The 21480-nt window shown below is 36.0% G+C and carries 16 protein-coding genes; 7 read left to right on the top strand and 9 right to left on the bottom strand.

Annotation, left to right across the window (positions count from 1 at the left end):
- Positions 1-29: 29 nt before the first annotated feature.
- From HWV02_RS12920 to HWV02_RS12955, 8 genes are read right to left on the bottom strand one after another with little or no spacing between them, the layout of a single operon-like run.
- Positions 30-1646 carry an MBOAT family protein gene (locus tag HWV02_RS12920; protein WP_211688083.1) on the bottom strand — a complete coding sequence of 539 codons (1617 nt, stop codon included), beginning with the start codon at positions 1644-1646 and terminating at the stop codon, positions 30-32.
- Positions 1647-1658: 12 nt separating this feature from the next.
- Positions 1659-2363 (bottom strand): SGNH/GDSL hydrolase family protein, encoded by a 705-nt coding sequence (locus HWV02_RS12925; RefSeq protein WP_211688084.1) that lies wholly within the window; start codon positions 2361-2363, stop codon positions 1659-1661.
- Positions 2344-3783, bottom strand: coding sequence for an O-antigen ligase (locus HWV02_RS12930; protein WP_211688086.1), 1440 nt, complete (start codon positions 3781-3783; stop codon positions 2344-2346). The genes HWV02_RS12925 and HWV02_RS12930 overlap by 20 nt, the downstream gene beginning before the upstream one ends.
- A complete protein-coding gene (locus tag HWV02_RS12935; RefSeq protein ID WP_211688088.1) occupies positions 3780-5048 on the bottom strand; it encodes a glycosyltransferase family 4 protein in 1269 nt (422 codons plus the stop codon). Before HWV02_RS12935 ends, HWV02_RS12930 begins: the two co-directional genes overlap by 4 nt.
- Positions 5045-6268, bottom strand: a complete 1224-nt coding sequence (locus HWV02_RS12940) for a hypothetical protein (protein ID WP_211688090.1) — start codon at positions 6266-6268, stop codon at positions 5045-5047. The genes HWV02_RS12935 and HWV02_RS12940 overlap by 4 nt, the downstream gene beginning before the upstream one ends.
- A 36-nt stretch (positions 6269-6304) precedes the next feature.
- Complete coding sequence (locus HWV02_RS12945) at positions 6305-7855, bottom strand: lipopolysaccharide biosynthesis protein (RefSeq protein ID WP_211688092.1); 1551 nt, start codon at positions 7853-7855, stop codon at positions 6305-6307.
- 3 nt (positions 7856-7858) lie between these two features.
- The gene (locus tag HWV02_RS12950; RefSeq protein WP_211688094.1) at positions 7859-8845 is read right to left on the bottom strand and encodes a sulfotransferase; all 987 of its coding nucleotides are present in this window, start codon (positions 8843-8845) and stop codon (positions 7859-7861) included.
- Positions 8846-8883: 38 nt separating this feature from the next.
- Positions 8884-9687, bottom strand: coding sequence for a WecB/TagA/CpsF family glycosyltransferase (locus tag HWV02_RS12955; protein ID WP_211688096.1), 804 nt, complete (start codon positions 9685-9687; stop codon positions 8884-8886).
- A 427-nt stretch (positions 9688-10114) separates the two neighbouring features.
- On the opposite strand from HWV02_RS12955, the gene HWV02_RS12960 reads away from it, so the two are divergent.
- A complete protein-coding gene (locus HWV02_RS12960; RefSeq protein ID WP_211676219.1) occupies positions 10115-11602 on the top strand; it encodes an exosortase C-terminal domain/associated protein EpsI in 1488 nt (495 codons plus the stop codon).
- A 9-nt stretch (positions 11603-11611) separates the two neighbouring features.
- Positions 11612-13615 carry an alginate lyase family protein gene (locus HWV02_RS12965; RefSeq protein WP_211688098.1) on the top strand — a complete coding sequence of 668 codons (2004 nt, stop codon included), beginning with the start codon at positions 11612-11614 and terminating at the stop codon, positions 13613-13615.
- Positions 13616-13622: 7 nt separating this feature from the next.
- Here HWV02_RS12965 and HWV02_RS12970 read toward each other — a convergent pair whose 3' ends face one another.
- Positions 13623-14747, bottom strand: a complete 1125-nt coding sequence (locus tag HWV02_RS12970; RefSeq protein ID WP_211676221.1) for a GNAT family N-acetyltransferase — start codon at positions 14745-14747, stop codon at positions 13623-13625.
- Positions 14748-15016: 269 nt separating this feature from the next.
- Between HWV02_RS12970 and HWV02_RS12975 the strand changes: the two genes are divergently transcribed.
- From HWV02_RS12975 to HWV02_RS12995, 5 genes are all read left to right on the top strand, one after another.
- Positions 15017-15667, top strand: a complete 651-nt coding sequence (locus HWV02_RS12975; protein ID WP_211676222.1) for a fibronectin type III domain-containing protein — start codon at positions 15017-15019, stop codon at positions 15665-15667.
- A 513-nt stretch (positions 15668-16180) separates the two neighbouring features.
- Positions 16181-17317, top strand: a complete 1137-nt coding sequence (wecB, locus tag HWV02_RS12980; RefSeq protein WP_211676223.1) for a non-hydrolyzing UDP-N-acetylglucosamine 2-epimerase — start codon at positions 16181-16183, stop codon at positions 17315-17317.
- A gap of 104 nt (positions 17318-17421) precedes the next feature.
- The gene (gene wecC, locus HWV02_RS12985; RefSeq protein ID WP_211676224.1) at positions 17422-18672 is read left to right on the top strand and encodes a UDP-N-acetyl-D-mannosamine dehydrogenase; all 1251 of its coding nucleotides are present in this window, start codon (positions 17422-17424) and stop codon (positions 18670-18672) included.
- Between the two features lie 62 nt (positions 18673-18734).
- Positions 18735-20795 carry an XrtA/PEP-CTERM system histidine kinase PrsK gene (gene prsK / locus HWV02_RS12990; RefSeq protein ID WP_211688100.1) on the top strand — a complete coding sequence of 687 codons (2061 nt, stop codon included), beginning with the start codon at positions 18735-18737 and terminating at the stop codon, positions 20793-20795.
- 66 nt (positions 20796-20861) lie between these two features.
- Positions 20862-21470 carry an XrtA/PEP-CTERM system exopolysaccharide export protein gene (locus HWV02_RS12995; protein WP_211676226.1) on the top strand — a complete coding sequence of 203 codons (609 nt, stop codon included), beginning with the start codon at positions 20862-20864 and terminating at the stop codon, positions 21468-21470.
- The last annotated feature ends 10 nt before the right edge of the window (positions 21471-21480 follow it).

The raw sequence follows: 21480 nt of genomic DNA on the forward strand, positions 1-21480 counted from the left end.
GTCAGCTTCAATATTTTAATCATATTAATTTAAAACGCAAAGTAGATGAATTCGGATGATAACTTACTACTCAAAGCAAGAATCGACATGATAGTAAAGAACCAAATATGAAAATTAGGAATAGCGGCCATTACCTTCTGAGGGTAAAGCGTTTTATACTTAATTTGTAATATCTGATAAACTAATAACGGTATTAAATAAAAAGTTAAAATTGAAACGCCATCAATGACAGCTTGGTCAATGAACAAATTAGTGAAAATAGCCTCTAAAAATAAGTATATTGTTTGTACATTTTGAGCGCGAAAGATTAACCAACCTAAACAGACAAGGTGGAACATCCAAATTACATGAAGAACTTTCATTACTGGTTTAGATTGTTCACCAGCACTCTCGACACCGAATAATCGATATAGAATCAAGATCGTCCCCTGATAAGCGCCCCATAAAACAAAAGTAATACTCGCACCATGCCATAAACCGCCTAGTAGCATAGTTAAAAACAAGTTGCGATAAGTTTTAAACGTACCTCCTCGACTCCCTCCTAGCGGAATATAAAGATAATCCCTTAACCATGACGACAAGCTTATATGCCAACGACGCCAAAAATCTGATGGGTTAGTTGCAATGTAAGGTAAACGAAAATTAATCATTAATTGGAAACCAAATAATTTAGCAGTACCTCGCGCGATATCTGCATAACCAGAAAAATCGGCATAAATTTGAAACGCAAACGCATAAATAGCCAATAACACCATTAAACCATTTTCAGGTGTTGTTATTAACTCTCCATTATCATAGGGGGAAAATACGGTATTAACAAAGATAGACAAATTATCAGCAATAACTATTTTTTTAAATAAACCAAAAGCAATTAACCAAAGCCCCAGTTTTACACCACCATTTTCTATATTACGTATCCTTTGGAATTGTGGAAGGAACGTTTTACCTCGCTCGATTGGGCCAGCTACAAGTTGAGGAAAAAAAGAAAGATATGCAGCGTAATCAAATAAACTTTTACTTGCCTTTAACTGTCCTCGATAAACATCAATCGAATAGCTCATACTTTGAAAAGTATAAAAAGAGATCCCGACAGGTAAAATAATCGTTAATGTAATAACAGAAGGTTCGATACCAAATAATAGTAATGATAGATTAGAAAAAGAATCTACAAAGAAATTGAAATATTTAAAACATCCTAATATAGTTAGGTTTGAGATAATGCTTAAGCTAAGGGCTATTTTATCTTTTGAAATTACTTTAAACCAATCTACGATTAAAGGTAATAAGTATATTAATACAGATAGTAAAAAGGTAAAAACCAAAATTCCATTCTGGACAATACCCCAAGCAACCTCATTTTTCCAATTAATTAAACCAAAAAGAATCGCACTAACAACTAGAAAAATAATTGATAGTACACGTTGCTTAAATGTTGTCATACCGTACTGTATGATGAGTGCCGCATTATAATCGACAACAGTTGTTGTCGCGATCAAGAAAAGAAACCTTATATCCCACCAGCCATAAAAAAAATAACTCGCTGCTAATAAGATTATATTTTGTTTTTTAAAGTCTCTTTTTAATGACCAGTACAACATTAAAACAATGGGTAAGAACAAAAAAAACTCAAAGCTGTTGAACAACATCCTCAATTCCTTTTATTTATTATTAAATGACTTAATAATAACTTCATTTAATTTTTCATAACCTTTACTATTTAAATGTAACTCGTCTTTATACAATTCATACCGTTGATTAAATTCGATTGCCGCATCTATTACCTCGATACCTTTTACATTCAATCTAAGTAAGTATCTATTTATTTCATCAACAGATTCATCCACTAACGTAGTCCAAATTAATTTTCTTGGATAAGATATTTTCCCAGCGGGTATTATGGTTGTAATATATACTTTGATATTTTTCTTTACAAAAAAACGTGCTATCCCATCTAAATTCTTCATTAAATTAGAGCGAATATCATATTCTTTGTCTTCATACAAACCAATCGTCTTCAAATCATTAATACCGAGTTGTAAAAAAACAGTGTCAACAGAATCAGGTACTTCCAACATTGGCAGAGCAAGAAATATTTGACTTGAAGTAAAACCACTAAATCCATACATAAACGATTTACAGAATGAAGGGGGAACTTTCCATTGTGAGACTCTAGAATCTCCAATAAATAAACAATTTGGTGAACCAACATTTTTTTTGTATATATCAAACCAAGTCCCAGTTGGATCTAACTGAGCCTTCATTAATCTTTCATATAAAATTATGCTTCCATATAACGTAACAACGTTCAACGTTAACAAAATGACAATGATAATTAAGAAAATGTTATTTTTTATAATTTTCATTCTTGCCCTTTTTTATTGATCTTTTATCTGAATAATCTCGGTCAACATAAACTCTTAACATGATCCCCAATATAGATAACATGAGTACAGACCCTTCTCTTGGATAAAAAGATTGACTTCCAAAAGCTGCAACAAGTAAGGATAAAAGAATAGAGAGGCTTGCTCCTCCGACAACGACATACAGACTTTTTCTGTTATCCTTAAATAGAGAGAGTGAATATTTTACAAATAGATAATACAAATAAAATATTGGAATTGCACCAATTAACCCAGTTTCTAAAAGCAGTTCTAAATAAGCATTATGCGGATGCGGAAATGTATCACCAATACCATAAATTGGTATCATTTTCAATGATATACCAGCCTGATTTATCATCGCAAGTCGCCCATAACCAACTAAAGGTCGTTCATATATTGCATCGATAACCATAGGCCAAGCTAAAATACGACCTGAAGTCATTTCATGAACATCTAACTCTTTATTGCCAAAATCAGGACGGCCAACATCCATGGCTTCATTTTTATCATTAAACCCCATAGTTACTCGTTCTATAGCTGAAGGAGCTATAGCACCTATACCGATTAAAATAAAAGGAGCTAATAGAAAATATTTCCTCCACTTTAAAGAGCAAAGTAAAATACCTAAGATAGCCCATGTTACATACCCCATTCGTCCGCCAGTTAAAGCTTGAGCAACAAAAATTAACGAGCATATAGGTAGAATAATAAAATACACTTTCTTTATAGACACATACTCTTTCATACAAAAAACAAGCCAAAATGCCCCACTAAGAATCATCGATAAGTTAACTCGATGAAAACCAACATTTGATGATAATACTTTAAAAGCTTTACTCTGCAATTCATCTCCGCTGATCGTAAGAGATCCAAAACCCATTGACTTAATAACTTGTAAAGAGAGTAATATATATACAGCGACCACCACCCATAAGAGTAGCTTTATTCTATATTCTGTTCTTGCCCCATCAAAAATAATGAATGCTAATAGACTCCATTTAAAACAATTAATAATATACTCGCTAAAAATAACAACAAAAGTTAATTCTCCATACTGAGGTAAATATTCACCTAAAGCTATTGAACCACTTTGATCTGACAATAGTCTTAAAACAGATATTAATATTACAATCATATAAATGAAAAACAATACATTTAGATTTAGAGGCATGTCCCAATTTAAATTATTTTTTCTTCTATCTGATAACCACGAAAACATCACATTAATAAAAAGTAAATTCCACAAATTAAACCCTGGAATACCAAATATACTTTTAGGCATATCTGGATGTTGAATAATTGCTATAAATAAGACTAACCAACAAGTGCCTTTAAACCAATCCTTCCATGAATAAACACATAAGAATAGAATAAGTAAAGATAAAAGAGTGACTCGAATCATTTGGCAACCGCTCTATTAGTCATAAGAGATGAGATATTTATATTATTCCATTGACGTTCCACAGATATAATCGAAAATTTATTTGTGTTTTTATGTGCATTAATTGAGAATTCGACTAGTTTATTTTTTGATGTCAATATTGAAACAAATGCGCTAGCGAAGGAAGTCGAAGATAAATTTTTAATTAAATATCCATTCTGCCCATCCTTAACTAAATCCCCTAAATCACCTACATCAGAAGTAATTGCTGGCACTCCTGTCATCATCGCTTGAATTAATGCTTGCGAAAGTCCTTCTGAATCAGAGGTTAATACAAAACATCTTGATTTTTGTAACCAGAAATGGACATCATTCTGCCAGCCAACAAATTTAACATCATCAGCAACACCCAAGTATATAGCGAGCTCTTCTAATTTTTTCCTATCTGGCCCATCACCCACAACAACAGCATTTAAGTTTGGTAATGTTTTTTTAGCTAGTTGTATCGCATGCAAAAATCGGTCTACACGTTTTACTTCCGAAAGACGACCAATAAGAATAAGATCATACTCTTTATCTTGTTCCACCTTTGGACTGAAAATTTGTTCATCAAAACCACCAGGTACAATTTCAAATTTAGTATTAACGCCTTGACTCTTAAAATACTCAATTGCACTTGTCCCCATAGATACAACTAAATCCATTTCATTAACCGATTTTAGTAGCTGTGCTTCAATAAAATAATCAGCTTTATCTAGACGACTAAATATTCTATTTTCTGTTCTAATACCACCACCAACAACTTCCCTTGGGCCTCCGCCACAGATATAGACAGATTTAGCTCCTATCAGTTTTGCTAAAAGAGCAACAAATAGACCATTCAATAACAAATGAAAACCGACTAGCACATCAGGTCGTTGTGCTATTGCTAACCAACAAAAATACAGTAACCTAGCACCAACCTGTCCTACGACTCTTTGTAACCATTTAGGTGCGTACACACCTGACACTTTATTCATTTCAGGTACAGCTGTTGCAGATACCATAACCAAACGTTGGCAACTTTTAGCATTTGCCATTGGTCTCAAATGTGTACTTAGCCAATGATTTGAATAAAATGTTCCTGTTACCAAAATGTTTAATCCATTTTTTTGGCTGCATTTCCGATTAGGTAATATTTTAGCCAATAGCATCAAGCAGCGATAAATAACTAAAGCTAATCTTAAAAACCAGCGGTAAAAAATTTTCAACAAAGTAACTATATATAAACTTAAATTCTGGCTCATAATAATGATTCATTAATAAAAGGGAATGTTAATGATGTCCAAGGTATAGACACACTTTTCTGATTTCGAACGTCAGGCGGATTTATTTGTAATCCCTCAAAAATTCTATCATTAATGTATAGTTTTACTCGTTGAGGGTTCTCGACATACCAAGTCAAACCATTAAGATCTTCTCCACAATATGCTGTAGAAAGGAGAATATGAATTTCATCTCCATCTAATTTCACCGTAAATGTTAATTCATCTATCGAGCGGCTGTATCCTAATAAACGTCGTGTTGTCGTTACCAATATTTTGTTATTATTCTGATAATCTTCTAATAATTCAAAAGCTCGTTTAGTTTTTTTAGAAAAAGGATATTGCTCAGAAGACACTTTACCAAGATGACTATAAAATATACTGCAGCCTTCATTTTTCACTAACGTGTCTAGCACTTCTTTGGTTAATACTTGATCAATACCTCGTGCAGAATCAAACACAGAAACACCAGCCCAAGAAGGGTTACAACGCATAAACTCTATAATCGGTGTACCATCAACTAACTGCGTCTTCCTTAGCACCTTATTAGCTTTATGCATCGCATATTTTTTACTACCAAAACGAGCTAACCAGCCTTTGATAAATTCTAATAGGATGGTTTTACCCGATTGCATTATTTCGTTCTTATTAAAAAGACCTGCGTAGTATCGTTTTGCATTTTGCGCGACAATACTAGTCACCCTCCCCTTCCAAATAAAGAGGAGTGCGCCTGTTTGTACAGTAAGATCTGTATGGTATGCCTCAGCCCCTTTGATTGCCCCACAACCTTGCATAATATCGTTATCTAAATTCGTTGGCGCCTGCGCGTGATCTATCCATACCTCAATTTTTCTATTAACTTTTTGTATCTCTGACCAGCACTGCTCAATACGCCTTCGGCAGCTAACAAAATCACCAAATGAATGCAAACAATCGATATGACCAGATTCAATTAACTTATGTATCTTATTTCGTCCATCATCATCTGTATTCGTATAAGAAAAATTATGCTCTGGCATATCAAAATAGATTGTATTTCCCACCTCTAAGCCAACTCCCTTTCCAAGTAAGGTGTCTTCGGTGGTATTTAAATAACGTACAGTTTCAAAATAAATTTCTTTATTCGGTGTTTCATCTAAATCACTACAAATAGCCAGCATAGCACTATAAGGATATGGGTATTTTCGTAAACTAACATCCATATTGAGCCGCCTTATTAATGACATAATTTAAAATGATTATTGAAACTTACAGTAACAGAGAAATTTTTGTTGCATTTTTTTAGGCACTAAATAAACGAAATAGATAATACAAGTAACGATTCCAGCAAATAAAATCGTCGCCAATGCAGTACTGTTATCACTAGCATCAAAAGCTTGGCGCGACCAATAAATAAATCCTAAAAAAGGCGTTATATATATTACAGGTTTGATAAAACTCCTGTGGATATAACTTAACCAAGATAACTTTAATTGCTGGCATGTATAAATTGGTACAATAAATCCATATACAATATTCATTGGTACAACGAACAATAAGGCTGCTGTTGTCAATTCCCAATTATCAACACCTGAAAAAAGAAGCCCGATCGCGAAAATAATAAATATAGCGATGAACGCAAAAATAGAAATACGTCCATGTTGATTCATCCCCATCAATATACGAATTGAGCTATCTTGCCCAATAGGTAATAATTGCCCTACAGCTAAAATCATGACCAGAGGTGATAGCGCATACTCACTGCCCATCCAATAATGTAAAACAACATCCCCATAAATAAATATAAAACCCAAACTCGGTAACGTAAATGCAAAACTGAGTGTTGTAGTATTAATATAAAGAGATTGAATTGCTTTAATGTCACCCGCTCCCTGCAGAGAGCCTGTGGTCGGAGTTAACATCAAGGTAAACTTTGTCATAAATGTTTTTATCTGCTTAGTTAGTGCCATCGGCCTTGCAAAAACCGCTAATGCAGCGGGCCCGGTAGCACTAACTAACATAATACTAATAGTTTGCAATAATATAATGGAGGGTATGTTTGACAGCATGCTTTTCACCCCAAATACCAATATATCCAGACACGTAGCCCAATTAACCATTCGTAAATTAAAATGAAATTCTTTGCATATTTTGCTAACAGAAACAAAACGCAGAGCTTCAAAAATAATTGTTGAGATGAAATAACAGAGAGCCATTCCTGCAACACTAAATTCTGTAAAATATAAGGCGTAAAGCATCAATATTAACGAAAATACACTCTCACCAGCATGTAAAGCATTATGGATATCCCAGCGATGATACCCCGTTAACAAACCTCTTGCAGAGCCTGATAACATCCTGACCGCAACACTTAATCCTAAAAATAATACAACCCATTGCGCTATTACTGTATTTTCTTTTAGTGCATCACTGAAATAAATCGGCAATAAAAAATGAAACAAAAAAGTAAATAGCATGGTCACAAAAGAAAAAGCTGATTGCACAAAAATAGCCGAATTTGCAACTTTATTAAGTGAAACAAAATCACCTGAAGAACGATGCTTTGCAATAAAACGATTAAAACATGCCCCCATACCAAAACCAACCAAGGTTAAGTAGCTAACAAACGACCAACCAAAGTCCCAAACGCCCAATAAATCTTGCCCAACTTTATTGTCAACTAAACGAGGCATAATAAAGCCAGCAAAAATAAGTACAATCTGGCTTGCCCAGCTCACCATTAAGTTCCAAGTAAAACGATCTTGTCCGGTTAAATCTTCTTTTTTAGGGTCACCAGTAACGATCTTCATTTGTTATTCCATGTAACCAAGTGAGTCATTATATTCACCCGCGACTTGATAAAACTTGATAAGATCATCTTCACTAAGTTGACCTTTCCAACGGTCGTCAAGTTTGATCTCTTCACTGTCATCCAATCGCATACCATTACCGATCACATGATGCTCTACAGTTTTAAAGTCCAACCGTTTTTTCTTTGATTCAACACCGATAAATTCAAATAATTGATCAAGAGTCTCTTCAGTGTTATTACAAATATCTTCATAATGTACTTTAATCCACTTACGCTTATCCATAGTCGCGAGTACAGCTTGAGTTTCTTGGTTACAGCGAACCCACTCATGAGCGCCGACGTCAACACCTCGCCGGCTTTCTTGAGTTTTGCCAGAACCACCTCCTCGAAATTGAGGATCTTTAGCATCCGCATATTTCGAAGGATTTTTATACGCTAATGAGACACCGCGTCCATCACGAACAATCCAAATCACTTTAATATCAAGATCTTTATTTTTTAGTAAGTATTTAAGACGAATACCAATTTTTGACGAGTCAACAACTACTTGTGCTCTAGCCTGTTCTGCAATAGCGCTAATGTAATCAGCGTTACGCTGTTGTAATTTTGGAAGCTGTTGACGCCATATTGGTGACAGTAGTAGCAAACCATCTCTTATTCTCTCCATAGCTGGAGAGCGTACTAACGGCTTAAGTAATCTGAGCATGTACGGCGTTGCTCCTGTTCGAATATCCGTTCCTGCATCAGAAACGCAAAACTCTTGCCCTCTGTTCGCCATTTTTTCACTAACACCTTGCCAGAAATCACACTCGTCAATGAATGTTTTGCAAGAACATAAATAACTTTCCTTATCACCTAAATGTACTGCTTTTAATTCACCAACACTGCATAAATCAGGATGGGCACCTAACAACATTGCCGTCATAGTCGTACCAGAATGACTAGCCGCAGCTAAATAGATAAGTTGTTGTTGTTTTTTATTTTTCATAATTTGCATCAGTCAGAATTGATAGCTAATTTACGCGACTAAAGAGGTTTACTTGGATAAAATATTTCTTTAGCTAACATTGCGAGAAACAAGGTATTGGTGACCAAATAACGCTTCCACAAGCGCGCAGGCTCTTGCTTCACTCGGTACAGCCATTCCATGCCATACCTTTGCCAAATAAGTGGCGCTCGTTGCACTTTGCCGACCAGTACATCAAACGAACCGCCAACGCCATGCACAACAGGTACGCACATGGTTTTATTCCAGCGCGCCATAAATTTTTCTTTTTTCGGTGAGGTGATAGCAACAAATAAAACATCCGCATTGGAATCTGCAATTTTCTGCGCAACTGTTGCTTCTTCGCTGTCAGTAAAGTAACCATGTTGAGAACCAGCAATTATCACACCAGGGTACTGACTTTCGATTTCAGTAACCGTTTTAGTCACAATCTCAGGCGTTGCGCCTAAACAGAATATCCGATAACCTTTTTTATCGCCTCGCGCTAAAATCCCATGCATCAGGTCAATACCAGCAACACGTTCAGGTAAAGTTTTTCTCAGTATTTTACTTGCTTTAACGACAGAGCAGCCATCAGCAAGGATCATATTCGAAGAGCGGACGTCCTTATCTAACGCAGGGTTACGTTTCATATTTACAATTTTAGCCGCGTTTAACATGCCGATATGTAGTGATTGCCTATTTTTGATAGCTCGGTCAATATTATCTAAGGCCTGCACTGACGTTAAGGCGTGAATTTTAATACCAAATATATTGACATATTCTTGTGAAACCTCAAATTTAGAAAGAGAGGAATAACCCCCTAAGTCCTTAAATGACAGCATTAATAACCACCTTAATCACAAATAAAACTTCAATGCGATGTTAATCATTTAATTCCAGAGAAACTAGGCTTGCATGTAATGACATTCTCACAAGCATAGTGCAAGCTTTGTCACAATGCCTATGCATTGCTGGTAATCAGACTGGATGATTGTATCGCAGTTATTTTCATACAATTAATTATTGACAAAACAGTCTCTTACGATGTCAAACTATTCAAACAGATGCTTTAATGATGCGGATAATAATATCCTTAACTAAACTCAACAGCGCTACTCTTGCAAATACTATTTAAGTCTTACAAAAAATTAAAATTTAAATTTTAAGATTACTATCAACAACTTAGAGGCTACCATGTACAAGCATGGTAATATTGAGTATTAATAATTACTAACTGTATTAGTCAAATGATTATATTAGGGACATTCTATGAGGGCCTATAGTCGGAAAATACTAATCTCATTTTTCCTGTTTAATTTTTTATTTGTGCTAGCGGTTAATTCAGTTGTCGTTGTCAATCTCATTGAGGAGTGGTGGAGCACAGGCGCTTATAATCATGGTCTATTAGGGCTAGCACTTGCAATATATGTTTTTTGGACAAAAAGAGAGGATTTTTCATCTCCGCAAAGTAATCTATTCGGTCTAGTTCTACTAATAGCGACGAGCCTATTACTCTTGATCGCTAATCTAGCCAGCATTGGTCAACTACAAATGCTTAGCTTGTTTCTTGTGATATTAGCGCTATTGCTTTCTTTTTTTGGTTTTCAATCTGTCACTAGGCTATTACTGCCTTTACTGATGATTTTATTGGTACTACCTATTTGGAATGTATTACAACTACCGCTAAGAGATATATCTACTTGGGTAAGCTTTCATAGTGTTCATCTATTAGGATTTGAAATAATTAGAGAAGGATACAAGCTAATAACACCGAGTGGCATTTTTATGGTTGAAGGTGCTTGCTCTGGACTCAGTTTCTTTTTAGCATCAGCTTTATACGCTGTTTTTGTCGCACAGATTAATAATCTATCTCGACCAGCAACGCTCGTTTATTTAACATTCGCTGTAATGGTTGCAGTCATAAGTAACTGGATCCGTATTACGGCTATCATTATCGTTGGAAGCCAAACCGCGATGCAGCATTTTATCGTCCAAGACCATTTAACATTCGGCTGGTTAGTTTTTGCAGCTTGCTTCATACCTGTCATCATTGCAGGAAACACCTATTTTGGTGAGCAATCTCCTGAAAATGGTAAGCAGAAAGAGATAATAAAGCAACCACAACAAATAAGTGCATGGTATCTACTCGTAGTATCGACCATCACTCTATTTTTTGCGACTGCGACAATAATACTTCCCTCTCGCTTTGATCCTAATTATAAATTTGCCCTGCCTATAATCCCATCTTATACGCACTTATCATTAAATAATGCAGCGAGTCAAAACTGGTACCCTGTTTCACACGGTGCGACTAGCGAAGAGTTTAATTATTTTTTACAAGATAAGGATTTACTACAAGTTTACTTGGCAAATTATGCTCGACAAAGACAAGGCGAAGAAATTATTTTTGTTGGAAATACCCTCTTTGATGAAAATCGTTGGTTCAATGTCAAACAACAAACAACCTTATTAAACTCCCCCTTTCTTAAGCAGGTTAATTTAATCACGCTCAGAAAAGACAGCCATCGTTCTCGTTTAATTGCCTATTGGTACTTAGTCGACAGCCACTTTATAGCCGATAAAAAAACAGCTAAGTGGCATGAGGTTCAAGCCGCGATTAAAGGCCAGCCTGGCGCGACGCTCATTGCGATTGCAATTGATTACAGTAATGAAAATGAGACGCGCGCCTTAAAAACCATGACTAATTTTGTCACACTCTTTAGCTCGCACGCTATCAACATGAACAAATCAATATAAGAATAATCTATGCAAGCACTATCTTGGTATATAAAACGAATTAAAACGATGTCGATAAAGGAAATTACTTGGCGCGTAACGTCGTTATCCTCAGCACTTTTTGAACATCTACGAGTAAGTATGAACCTCGTATCGCAAGCGAAGTTTCATGACAACTATCAAGAAAATGCACCATTTCAACCTCCATTTAACGTATTTATAGGTGATATATCAGCCTTTAGTCCTGAGTGGCAGGTATTGCTACTTACCAAAGCGGATAAAATCATACAACATAAGCTCAGTTATTTTGATTTACAAGAACATCATCTAGAAACCCCTATCAACTGGCATAAAGATCATGCAACAGGCCAACAAACAAGTCGTGCAGCTATCATCTCAGTTAACTATCGTGACATGAATAAAAATGGCGATTGCAAATTAGTTTGGGAGCCTAACCGACACCATCAATTTGTAGTATTAGCGCGCGCATATAAAATAACGGGTGAAATAAAATATGCACAAAGTGTCGTTACTCAACTAACAAGCTGGTTAGATGCTAACCCTTACGGTTACGGCATGAATTGGAAAAGCCCCCTTGAATTAGGTATAAGAATGATTAATTGGGTGTGGGCAATTGATCTTATTCTCGATTCCGGACTGTTTACTGGTGACTTTAAAGCACGTGTATTAAATAGTGTCTATCTTCATTGCCGTGATGTAAGTAATAAATTTTCACAAGGCTCTTCTGCGAATAACCATTTGGTTGGTGAAGCAGCAGGTGTCTATATAGCCAGTAGTTATTTTTCAATGTTAAAAAATGCTAATCGTTGGCGTCATAAAAGTAAAAATGTTTTAGAAACTGAAATACAAGCGCAAACCTTTGCTGATGGATGCTCAAAAGAGCACGGCTTCAGCTATCAATTTTTTGTATTTCAGCTCTACTTGTTCTCTGCACAGGTTGGACGTTGGCAAAAAGATGATTTTTCTGCCTCCTACCAAGATACGTTAAAAAAATTGGCGGCATTTATTGCGTTAATTGCACAAGGGGGTGAAGACTATCCCATGCTAGGTGATCAAGACGATGGTTATGCGCTTGATCTTGGAAACCATGTCCATGATGTAAATGCACTTTGTGATTTGGCTGCCCACCTTTATGACAATCAAATATTTCATATCAATTACCGAAAACCCTGTGAGTCTGCATTTTGGTTATTCAATCAACGCATAGAGCGTAAGCACAACGTTTTACAGGAGGTTCCTCATTTAATTTCTCGTCAATTTCAAGAGTCAGGCTACTTTTTATTACAAGCAGGTAGTCTCACTAATAATGATCAAGTTAGTATTTTATTTGATTGCGCAGAGCTAGGCTATACATCTATCGCTGCTCATGGTCATGCCGATGCATTAAGCTTCGTGATGCGTTTAAACGGCAACGATCTATTCATTGATAGTGGTACATACGATTATTATAGTTTTCCACGTTGGCGTAATCAGTTTAGGAAAACACAAGCACATAATACGATCGAAGTTGATGGCGTAGATCAGTCGGTCATGACAGGCCCATTTATGTGGGAGCAACATGCACAAGCGCAGTGCACTCTCTGGAATCCCACTAAATCAGGAGGACAGGTAGCTGGTTTTCATAATGGTTACCAACGACTCTCATCGCCACTTATTCATGAACGTCACTTAGATTTGAACACTCAAAGAAATAGTTTAGTAATAACGGATAAAATTCAGTCTCAAGGCAATCATATTATTGCGTTATATTTTCATCTATCAGAAGATTGCAGTGATATTAAAATAGAAGGTCACATTTGTACCCTTTACTTAAACAGCAATAAAGTAAGTATCAGCCTGCCCAAAAACTTAACTCATGAAATAGTTAGCGGTAAATGGCATGAAGATACCGACCATACATCTTTAGGCTGGATAAGTCGTAGCTACCATCAGCGCACAGCTATTAACACATTGATTTCAAAAGGCAATACCAGTGGAAGCAAACTATTCACCACAGTCATCACTTGGATTTAATAAGATATTATGTTGGCTTTAAATAGCGCCCTGTTGGCCAAATCTGTTTAGCTTCAAAAGGCAGGTTCTTCATTTTTCTATGCCAAATAAAAAGGTTTTTACCGTGTTTTTTTTCTGCAAGCCAACGTCTTTTATGGTCTGTATAAACACCAAGAAAGTCATAACAATGTACACCTTCCTGTTTGCAACTCTTATATGAAAAATAACGTAATACCTGGCCAATTCCAGATACGTAATCAGGATTATAACCTTCTTGTATAGCCAAAAATTGGTCATTAAAAACATAACCAAGTTGCATTGCTTGCACTTCACCTCCACTTTCAAGTCGAAGTAATCTTAACCAACCTTTTTGTGATGCTAAAGGAACAAAATTCCGGTAAAAGTTAACGAGCTCTGGACGTCGCTGAAAAGTGCCTCGACCTAGGTGCTGCCAGTGTTTATTGTGTAACGTAAATAGTTTCTCAAGGTGCTCCCCAATATCATCATCTTCGCGGCTAGCTTTAACTTGCCAAGGTCCAATCTTATCTAATCGACAGCGAGTTTGACGTATATTAGTGCGTAAGCTCTTAGATAGATTAGGCAGTATTTCTGCTGTTAGCCCTCCTAACACCACCTGAGCAAACTCGACAGTTCTGCAATGGTAGTGGAGGGGTTTAACAGCTTCTAATGACTCTAATAATGTTGTACCTCCAGCAGTCCAAGATGCAACATTAGTAAACCAAATGAAATCCCAATATAGTTTAATATCAGGGCTAAGCAAATACGCCCAAAGCATGCTTTTAAGATCGAGGCACCTCTCTGCTTTAACAATAAAATTTGAATATTCTGATCCAGAGTTCTGATCGCCAACAAAGCGTAAAGATTGATAAGTTAATAAATTAGCTAATCGGTATTCTTGTATGTAGAAAGGGGCAATGGCGAGGGTCTGTTGACTATTTTTAATGACGATGATAAGTGGATTAATCGCCGTACTTTGACTTTTCCGCCAACAATCTATCCACTCCCAATTCAGGAAAATATGATTCGCATCAGATTGTTCGAGAAGGTTTTGCCAATCCTCTTTCAAAGCCTCGAATTCACTCCACTCTTTTATTACTCTAATTTCGATAGATTTATCTTCTCCGTTCTCCATATAAACCACCTCATCATGCCCTATAAATTATTTAATCTTTTATAAAAAATAATAGCTTAAAAATCAAATTAATAGAAAACACCGGGTATAAAACAAAACATATCGAGAGCTAAATATGAAAATTAAAATCAATTAATACAACCACTTACACAACCAAACAAACAGGCGGACAATAAATCATTCGCCTTGTTTATCACGTTTGACTTCTGGGGATTATGAACTAAACTGCACACCCTAATATAAAATTACGAATAAATATGGAGTTGGAAATGAATGATTCAAAACAATGGAGAGTTTCCATTAAACACCCTCGTCTACTCGTCTTTTATTGCTTATGTTTATCATTTTTAACAGCTTGTAATCAAGATTCAGCATCAAACAATGACGCGAGTCCAAGTATTGATTTAGGCCCTGACTTAACTGTCGATATCGGTGAATCCGTTCACCTCAGCCCTACAATCAAAAATTTAGACACGAATACGATCTCTTACCTATGGATACAAACATCCGGAAATCCAATATCGTTACCAGACAATAAAAGTTCATATATCGCATTTACGCCACTTGTAAATGACTTTTTAGAATTCGAGGTAACAGTCGCAGACAATCAAGATCAGGAATATAAAGATGCAGTGTCTGTAACAGTATTACCAGAAAATGGGAAATATACAGCCCAACTCAACTGGACAGCTCCGACTGAAAACGAAAATGGCTCAGCACTGACGAACTTGGCAGGGTATAAAATATATTATGGTCAATCTATAACTAACCTCGACGTATCGATAATAGTCAACAACCCCTCAGAAACCTCATACGACATCAAAAATCTAGACTCAAACAACAGTTACTTTTTTTGTATATCAGCTTATAGTGCCGCGGGTTCTGAAAGTAAATGCAGCGACACTGTGGATATTTTGTAGAAGTTATCAATATATTCATATTAGTAATTCCTCATGCAAACTCAGTAAAACTAATGTAATAGTGATTATCTAACATTAGTTTACTGACTAGGCTCAGGCTTACTATTTACGGTTTTTGTCTCTATTATTTCATGATATTAAGCGCTCATACCTCTCACTCCGCTTCAAATAAGTCTATATGCATAATTTCCTATAAATGCTCAAAATTTTGATTATATAACTAGAATAATTATTTCGAATTTAAAAAATCACATTTTCTGTAAACAACTGATAATCGTTGTCTATACTTCATTGAAAATACTCACTGACAATATGCACCAAATACTTCCAACGGCAATTATCAATCGGACAGCTCAAACTCTCAGCCTCATTTACGTGAAGAGTTTTGAAAGTAGCTGAACGATTTTATGAAACTCATTCTTTGTAAGGTTAATTTATATACGTACTACAAGATAACAGACCTGATACTTTTAGTATTAGGTATTACAATTCATACAGAATGTTGAAATTATCATGCCTATAAAAATATTAACCATCTTTGGTACTCGGCCAGAAGCAATTAAAATGGCCCCTCTTGTTAATGCGCTGAATGATCAACAAGATATTGATGCTAAAGTCTGCGTCACAGCACAACACAGAGAAATGCTAGATCAAGTTCTTGATTTATTTTCTATTATACCTGACTACGATCTAAATATAATGAAACCAGGGCAAGTATTGTCCGAAGTTACGACGAATATACTATTAGGTTTAGAGCCCATCCTTAAAGAGTTTCAACCCCAATTAGTTTTAGTTCACGGGGATACATCCACCACTGTATCTGCAAGCTTAGCAGCCTTTTATCAACAGATTCCAATTGGACATGTTGAAGCAGGTTTACGTACTCGAAACCTAAGTTCCCCTTGGCCAGAGGAAGGAAATAGAAAGCTAACAGGCGCAATTACAAAGCTTCATTTTCCACCGACTGTAAGCTCAAAAATTAATTTACTTAATGAGGGTGTACATCCTAATGACATTGAAGTAACCGGCAACACAGTAATCGATGCATTGATAGAAATAACGAATAAACTCAAGAATGACTATCAATTATCCACCACGCTAGCAGACAGATTCTCACAATTAAATAACGATAAAAAACTTATTTTAGTGACAGGGCATCGCAGAGAAAGCTTTGGCAGTGGATTTGAACGAATTTGCGAAGCGTTATCTGAAATTGCAAGTAAACACCCTGATATTCAAATCGTTTATCCTGTGCATCTAAATCCAAACGTCCTAGAACCCGTAAATCGAATATTATCAGGCCTCGACAATATCTTTTTAATCGAGCCACAAGACTATCTTCCTTTCATATATTTAATGAATAAAGCATATTTAATTTTAACTGATTCTGGCGGTATCCAAGAAGAAGGCCCAAGCTTAGGTAAACCAGTTTTGGTCATGCGTGATGTGACGGAACGCCCTGAAGCAGTCAGTGAAGGAACCGTTTTACTTGTTGGTACTGATAAAAACAAAATTGTTAATGCAATAGAGCGCTTACTACAAGATGAGGGTCACTATAACCAAATGAGTCGTTCACATAACCCCTATGGAGATGGGCAAGCGTGTCAGAAAATAATAGCTAAAATAAAACACTATTTCGAAACCCCCTAATACACGCATTATTCGCTCTGTTTAGGTATAAGAAATAATGGTGAATAACTATAACGACCTCAATGCATTAATAATCTGCAATAACAGTTTAAAGGCAATAAATTATGGAGCTCGATAAAGTATCAGTAATTGGGTTAGGTTACATAGGGCTTCCTACTGCAGCAATTATAGCTTCTCGTGGTTTGACTGTGATTGGGGTCGAAATTGACCAAGATACTGTTGAAACCATTAACGCAGGAAAAATACATATCGTCGAACCTAACCTAGACATTCTCGTTCGCAGTGTAGTTTCTAGTGGTAATTTACGCGCAGTGACAAAAGCTGAACCCGCAGACGTATTTATAGTTGCCGTACCAACTCCTTTTATCCATAGTGATGATGATAGCCATCAACCTGATATTAGTTATATTGAATCAACAACTAAAACAATCGCGCCCGTTCTTGAAAAAGGTAACTTGGTCATCCTAGAGTCAACATCTCCCGTGGGAACGATTGAAAAGTTAGCGGCTTGGTTAGCGAGAGCTCGTCCCGATCTTTCTTTTCCTCAAGATAAAGGTAATGCAGCAGACATCAATATCGCATATTGCCCAGAACGAGTATTACCAGGACATGTTTTGCAAGAACTGATCTCCAACGATCGTGTAATAGGTGGTATGAGCAACGTTTGTAGCGCTAAAGCCGTTGAACTTTACCGCACTTTCGTTCGCGGTGAATGCATAGTGACAAACTCTAGAACAGCTGAGATGGCGAAGTTAACTGAAAACTCATTTCGTGATATGAATATTGCATTTGCTAATGAGCTCTCTATTATTTGTGACAAATTAAAAATAAATGTCTGGGAGCTAATCAAACTATCCAACCGCCACCCTCGTGTTAATATATTAAATCCAGGCCCTGGCGTTGGTGGACACTGCATTGCCGTCGACCCTTGGTTTATTATCGACAGTTGCCCCAAAGAAGCACAATTAATCAAACAAGCACGCTTGATCAACGATCACAAACCCCATTATGTGGTTGATCAAATAATACGTGCTGCCGATGAATTTAAACGTCCTATAATTGCCTGTTTAGGACTTGCATTTAAAGCTGACATTGATGATCTTCGAGGTAGTCCAGCCTTGCAGATAGTCGAATTCCTTGCCAATAAAAGAGTAGGTTTATTACTTACTGTCGAGCCAAACATAAGGTCATTACCCCCTCATTTATCAAATTCAGACATTGAGCTAACAAGCTTAGAGACCGCCTTAGCGGTTGCTAATGTAGTCGTTATACTTGTAGACCATCAAGAATTTAAAGCGGCAGATAAAGCCCAGTTTTCAAAAAAAATTGTTATTGATACTCGTGGGATCCTATGAGTTAAGCTCCATCCAACTTCGATATTCAGGCATTACAGCAGATAAAAGGTTGCGAAAGATCCATGATGGGTTATTTATCCCAATTAACTACATTTGATTTTCTAGTAGCTTGCGTTGAGTTCGCACTTGCTTTAACTGCGCTGATTAAAATAAAAAACGTAAAAATAAAGCTTAGCTTTTGTATTTTCTCTTTTTTTTCAGCTATTTGGCATATCACTTTAAGTCAAACCCCATTCACTAATCTAGCCTCTAGTTACCAATTTCAACTGCTAGAAATAATGCGTTACATTGGTTTATTCTTGGTGCTTATTTACCTATTAATGTATTCACAAAAGACACGGCTTCCAGCACATTACTCAACCTTTATGTACCTCATCATTATTATCACGAGTGCCATTTATCTATTTGGTTTAAACAAACCGTTGAATCCATTTTTTCATCCAAAATCATGGCTATATATAAAAATAATATTGTGTTTGATGGCAGTCGTTACCGCAGAACAAATCCTCAGACATACGAATTCAAATAGAGTGAGTAAATTAGTGGCACTTGTTGCGATTACTCTACTTTCTTATGACATACTCGTTTTTTCTAACTTGTTATTATTTACCAGCAAGAATTATAGCCTTTGGTATACAAGAGGCATGATTAGCACAACAACATCTCTAATATTCGCACTGTCAATTATCATATACCCATTTCAGCAGTTACAAGATAGTAAATTTAAATTATCTCGTTCGATCATCATGTTTAATGCCAGTTTCATATTGGGAGGAATATTCCTTATATGCATGGCGACATTGGGGCTTGTGGTTAATATATTTAATGCTGAATGGGCTGAAGTCTCTAAAATCCTTTTGTATGTAATGTCAATATTTGCCATAGCTGCCTTATCGTGTGTCGAAAAATTTCGTCTACTTATTACTGTGTGGATTAGTAAGCATTTCTTTGTTAATAAATATGACTATCAAAAACAATGGATTGAGTTAGATTCGTTGCTGTCAAAAAAACGAGAAGATAACAACGGTTACGAAATAGCACTTTCAGCCATGACAACTTTATTTAAATGTAACAGCGGAGGGATTTGGTTAAAAGGCCAGCAATTTTACTCACCCGTAGCCTTAAAAAATTTCGAATTACCTTCCTCTGGTGCAATTGAAGCAAACAACAGCCACTTTATACAATTAATGGATGAAAATGAGTGGGTATTTAAAGCGCATAGAAATACCAATATTTATGATAAAGAAAAAAATAAACTTTTACCTCAGTGGTATCTCAACGCTAAAGGCCCATGGGTTATAGTTCCATTAAATGCAAATCAAGAATTAATTGGCTTTACCGTACTGTGTGAGAACACGATTAATGCACCATTAACTTGGGAAGATTTAGATATATTAAAACTAACGGGACGCCAGATCGGCAGTTATATTATTAGCCATCAAACCTCTGAAAAGCTAATTCAAAATAAGCAGTTTGATCTATTTAATAAAATAACAGCCTTTGCTATTCACGATATAAAAAATCTTATTTCACAACAAAGTTTGATCGTTAATAACGCAGAGAAATTTATGCACCACCCTGATTTCATTCATGATGTCATATTAACAATTACTAACTCAGTAGAGAAAATGGATCAATTATTAGTCAAACTAAAAGGTAATCCACACGGTGATATTAAGCCCGTCAATATAAATAAACTTCTTAAAAATGCGATAGAAATGAATATATCTAACTTTCCGACTCCAACAGTATCCATACAAGGTAAAGATGCATTTGTAATGGCAGATAAAGATAAATTACAAATGGTGCTCTATCATTTAATTAGAAATGCGCAGGATGCAACCAAAGACAGTGGAACCATAGCAATAAAACTAGCGACGAAAAATGAAGAGCTTTGGTTCGAAATAAAAGATAGCGGATGTGGTATGGACAAAGTATTTATTAAGGAAAAATTATTTAAACCTTTTTCAAGTACGAAACAAGATAAAGGAATGGGTATTGGCGCATACCAAATAAGGGAGCTGATACATTCGTTACAAGGAGAAATTTTTGTTGATAGCATCATAGGAAAAGGCACTACATTCTTAATTTTTTTACCCTTGAACAACAATAGAAATAAATAAAATAGTGAACATTCATGATCATAACATTAAAACTGGCACGCTTTAGCTCAACTAAAAGAGGACTATATGCCAAACATTTTATCCATTATATTAATGATTTTTATATTAACAAGTTGCTCTACATCAGGTTCACTCGAAACGAGCGAACCTGAACAGAATGTCAGTATTCCTGAATACAAAATAGGTGCTGGGGATCAATTATATATTAACGTTTGGAAAAATCAGGACTTATCTCTAAATATGCTCGTTCGTCCTGATGGCAAAATATCTGTCCCACTTGTTGGTGATATTAGCGCCGTAGGTCTTCCCGCAGAGACATTAGCTGCGCAACTCAACGAACGCTTAAAGAAGTTTATTCGAGACCCAGAGGTGACTGTAATAGTTACATCGCCGGTCAGTGCCGAGTTTTTAACTCGAGTTCGTATCACTGGCGCAGTTAACGCCCCTCAATCGACGCCTCACAGACAAGGGATGACCGTACTCGATTTACTATTACAAGCAGGAAGTCTAACCCCTTTTGCCGACGGTGACGGTGCTATTTTATACCGAAAAACAGACGATGGTGTTAAACGTTACTCTGTAGAACTTGATCACATTATTAAGCAAGGGGATATATCTACGAATTATGAATTACGTCCATCAGATATTCTGATTGTCCCTGAAAGTTTATTTTAACGTGAATTTA

Origin of the sequence: Moritella sp. 28 (assembly GCF_018219435.1) — a bacterium.
In the GTDB taxonomy this organism is placed as follows: domain Bacteria; phylum Pseudomonadota; class Gammaproteobacteria; order Enterobacterales; family Moritellaceae; genus Moritella.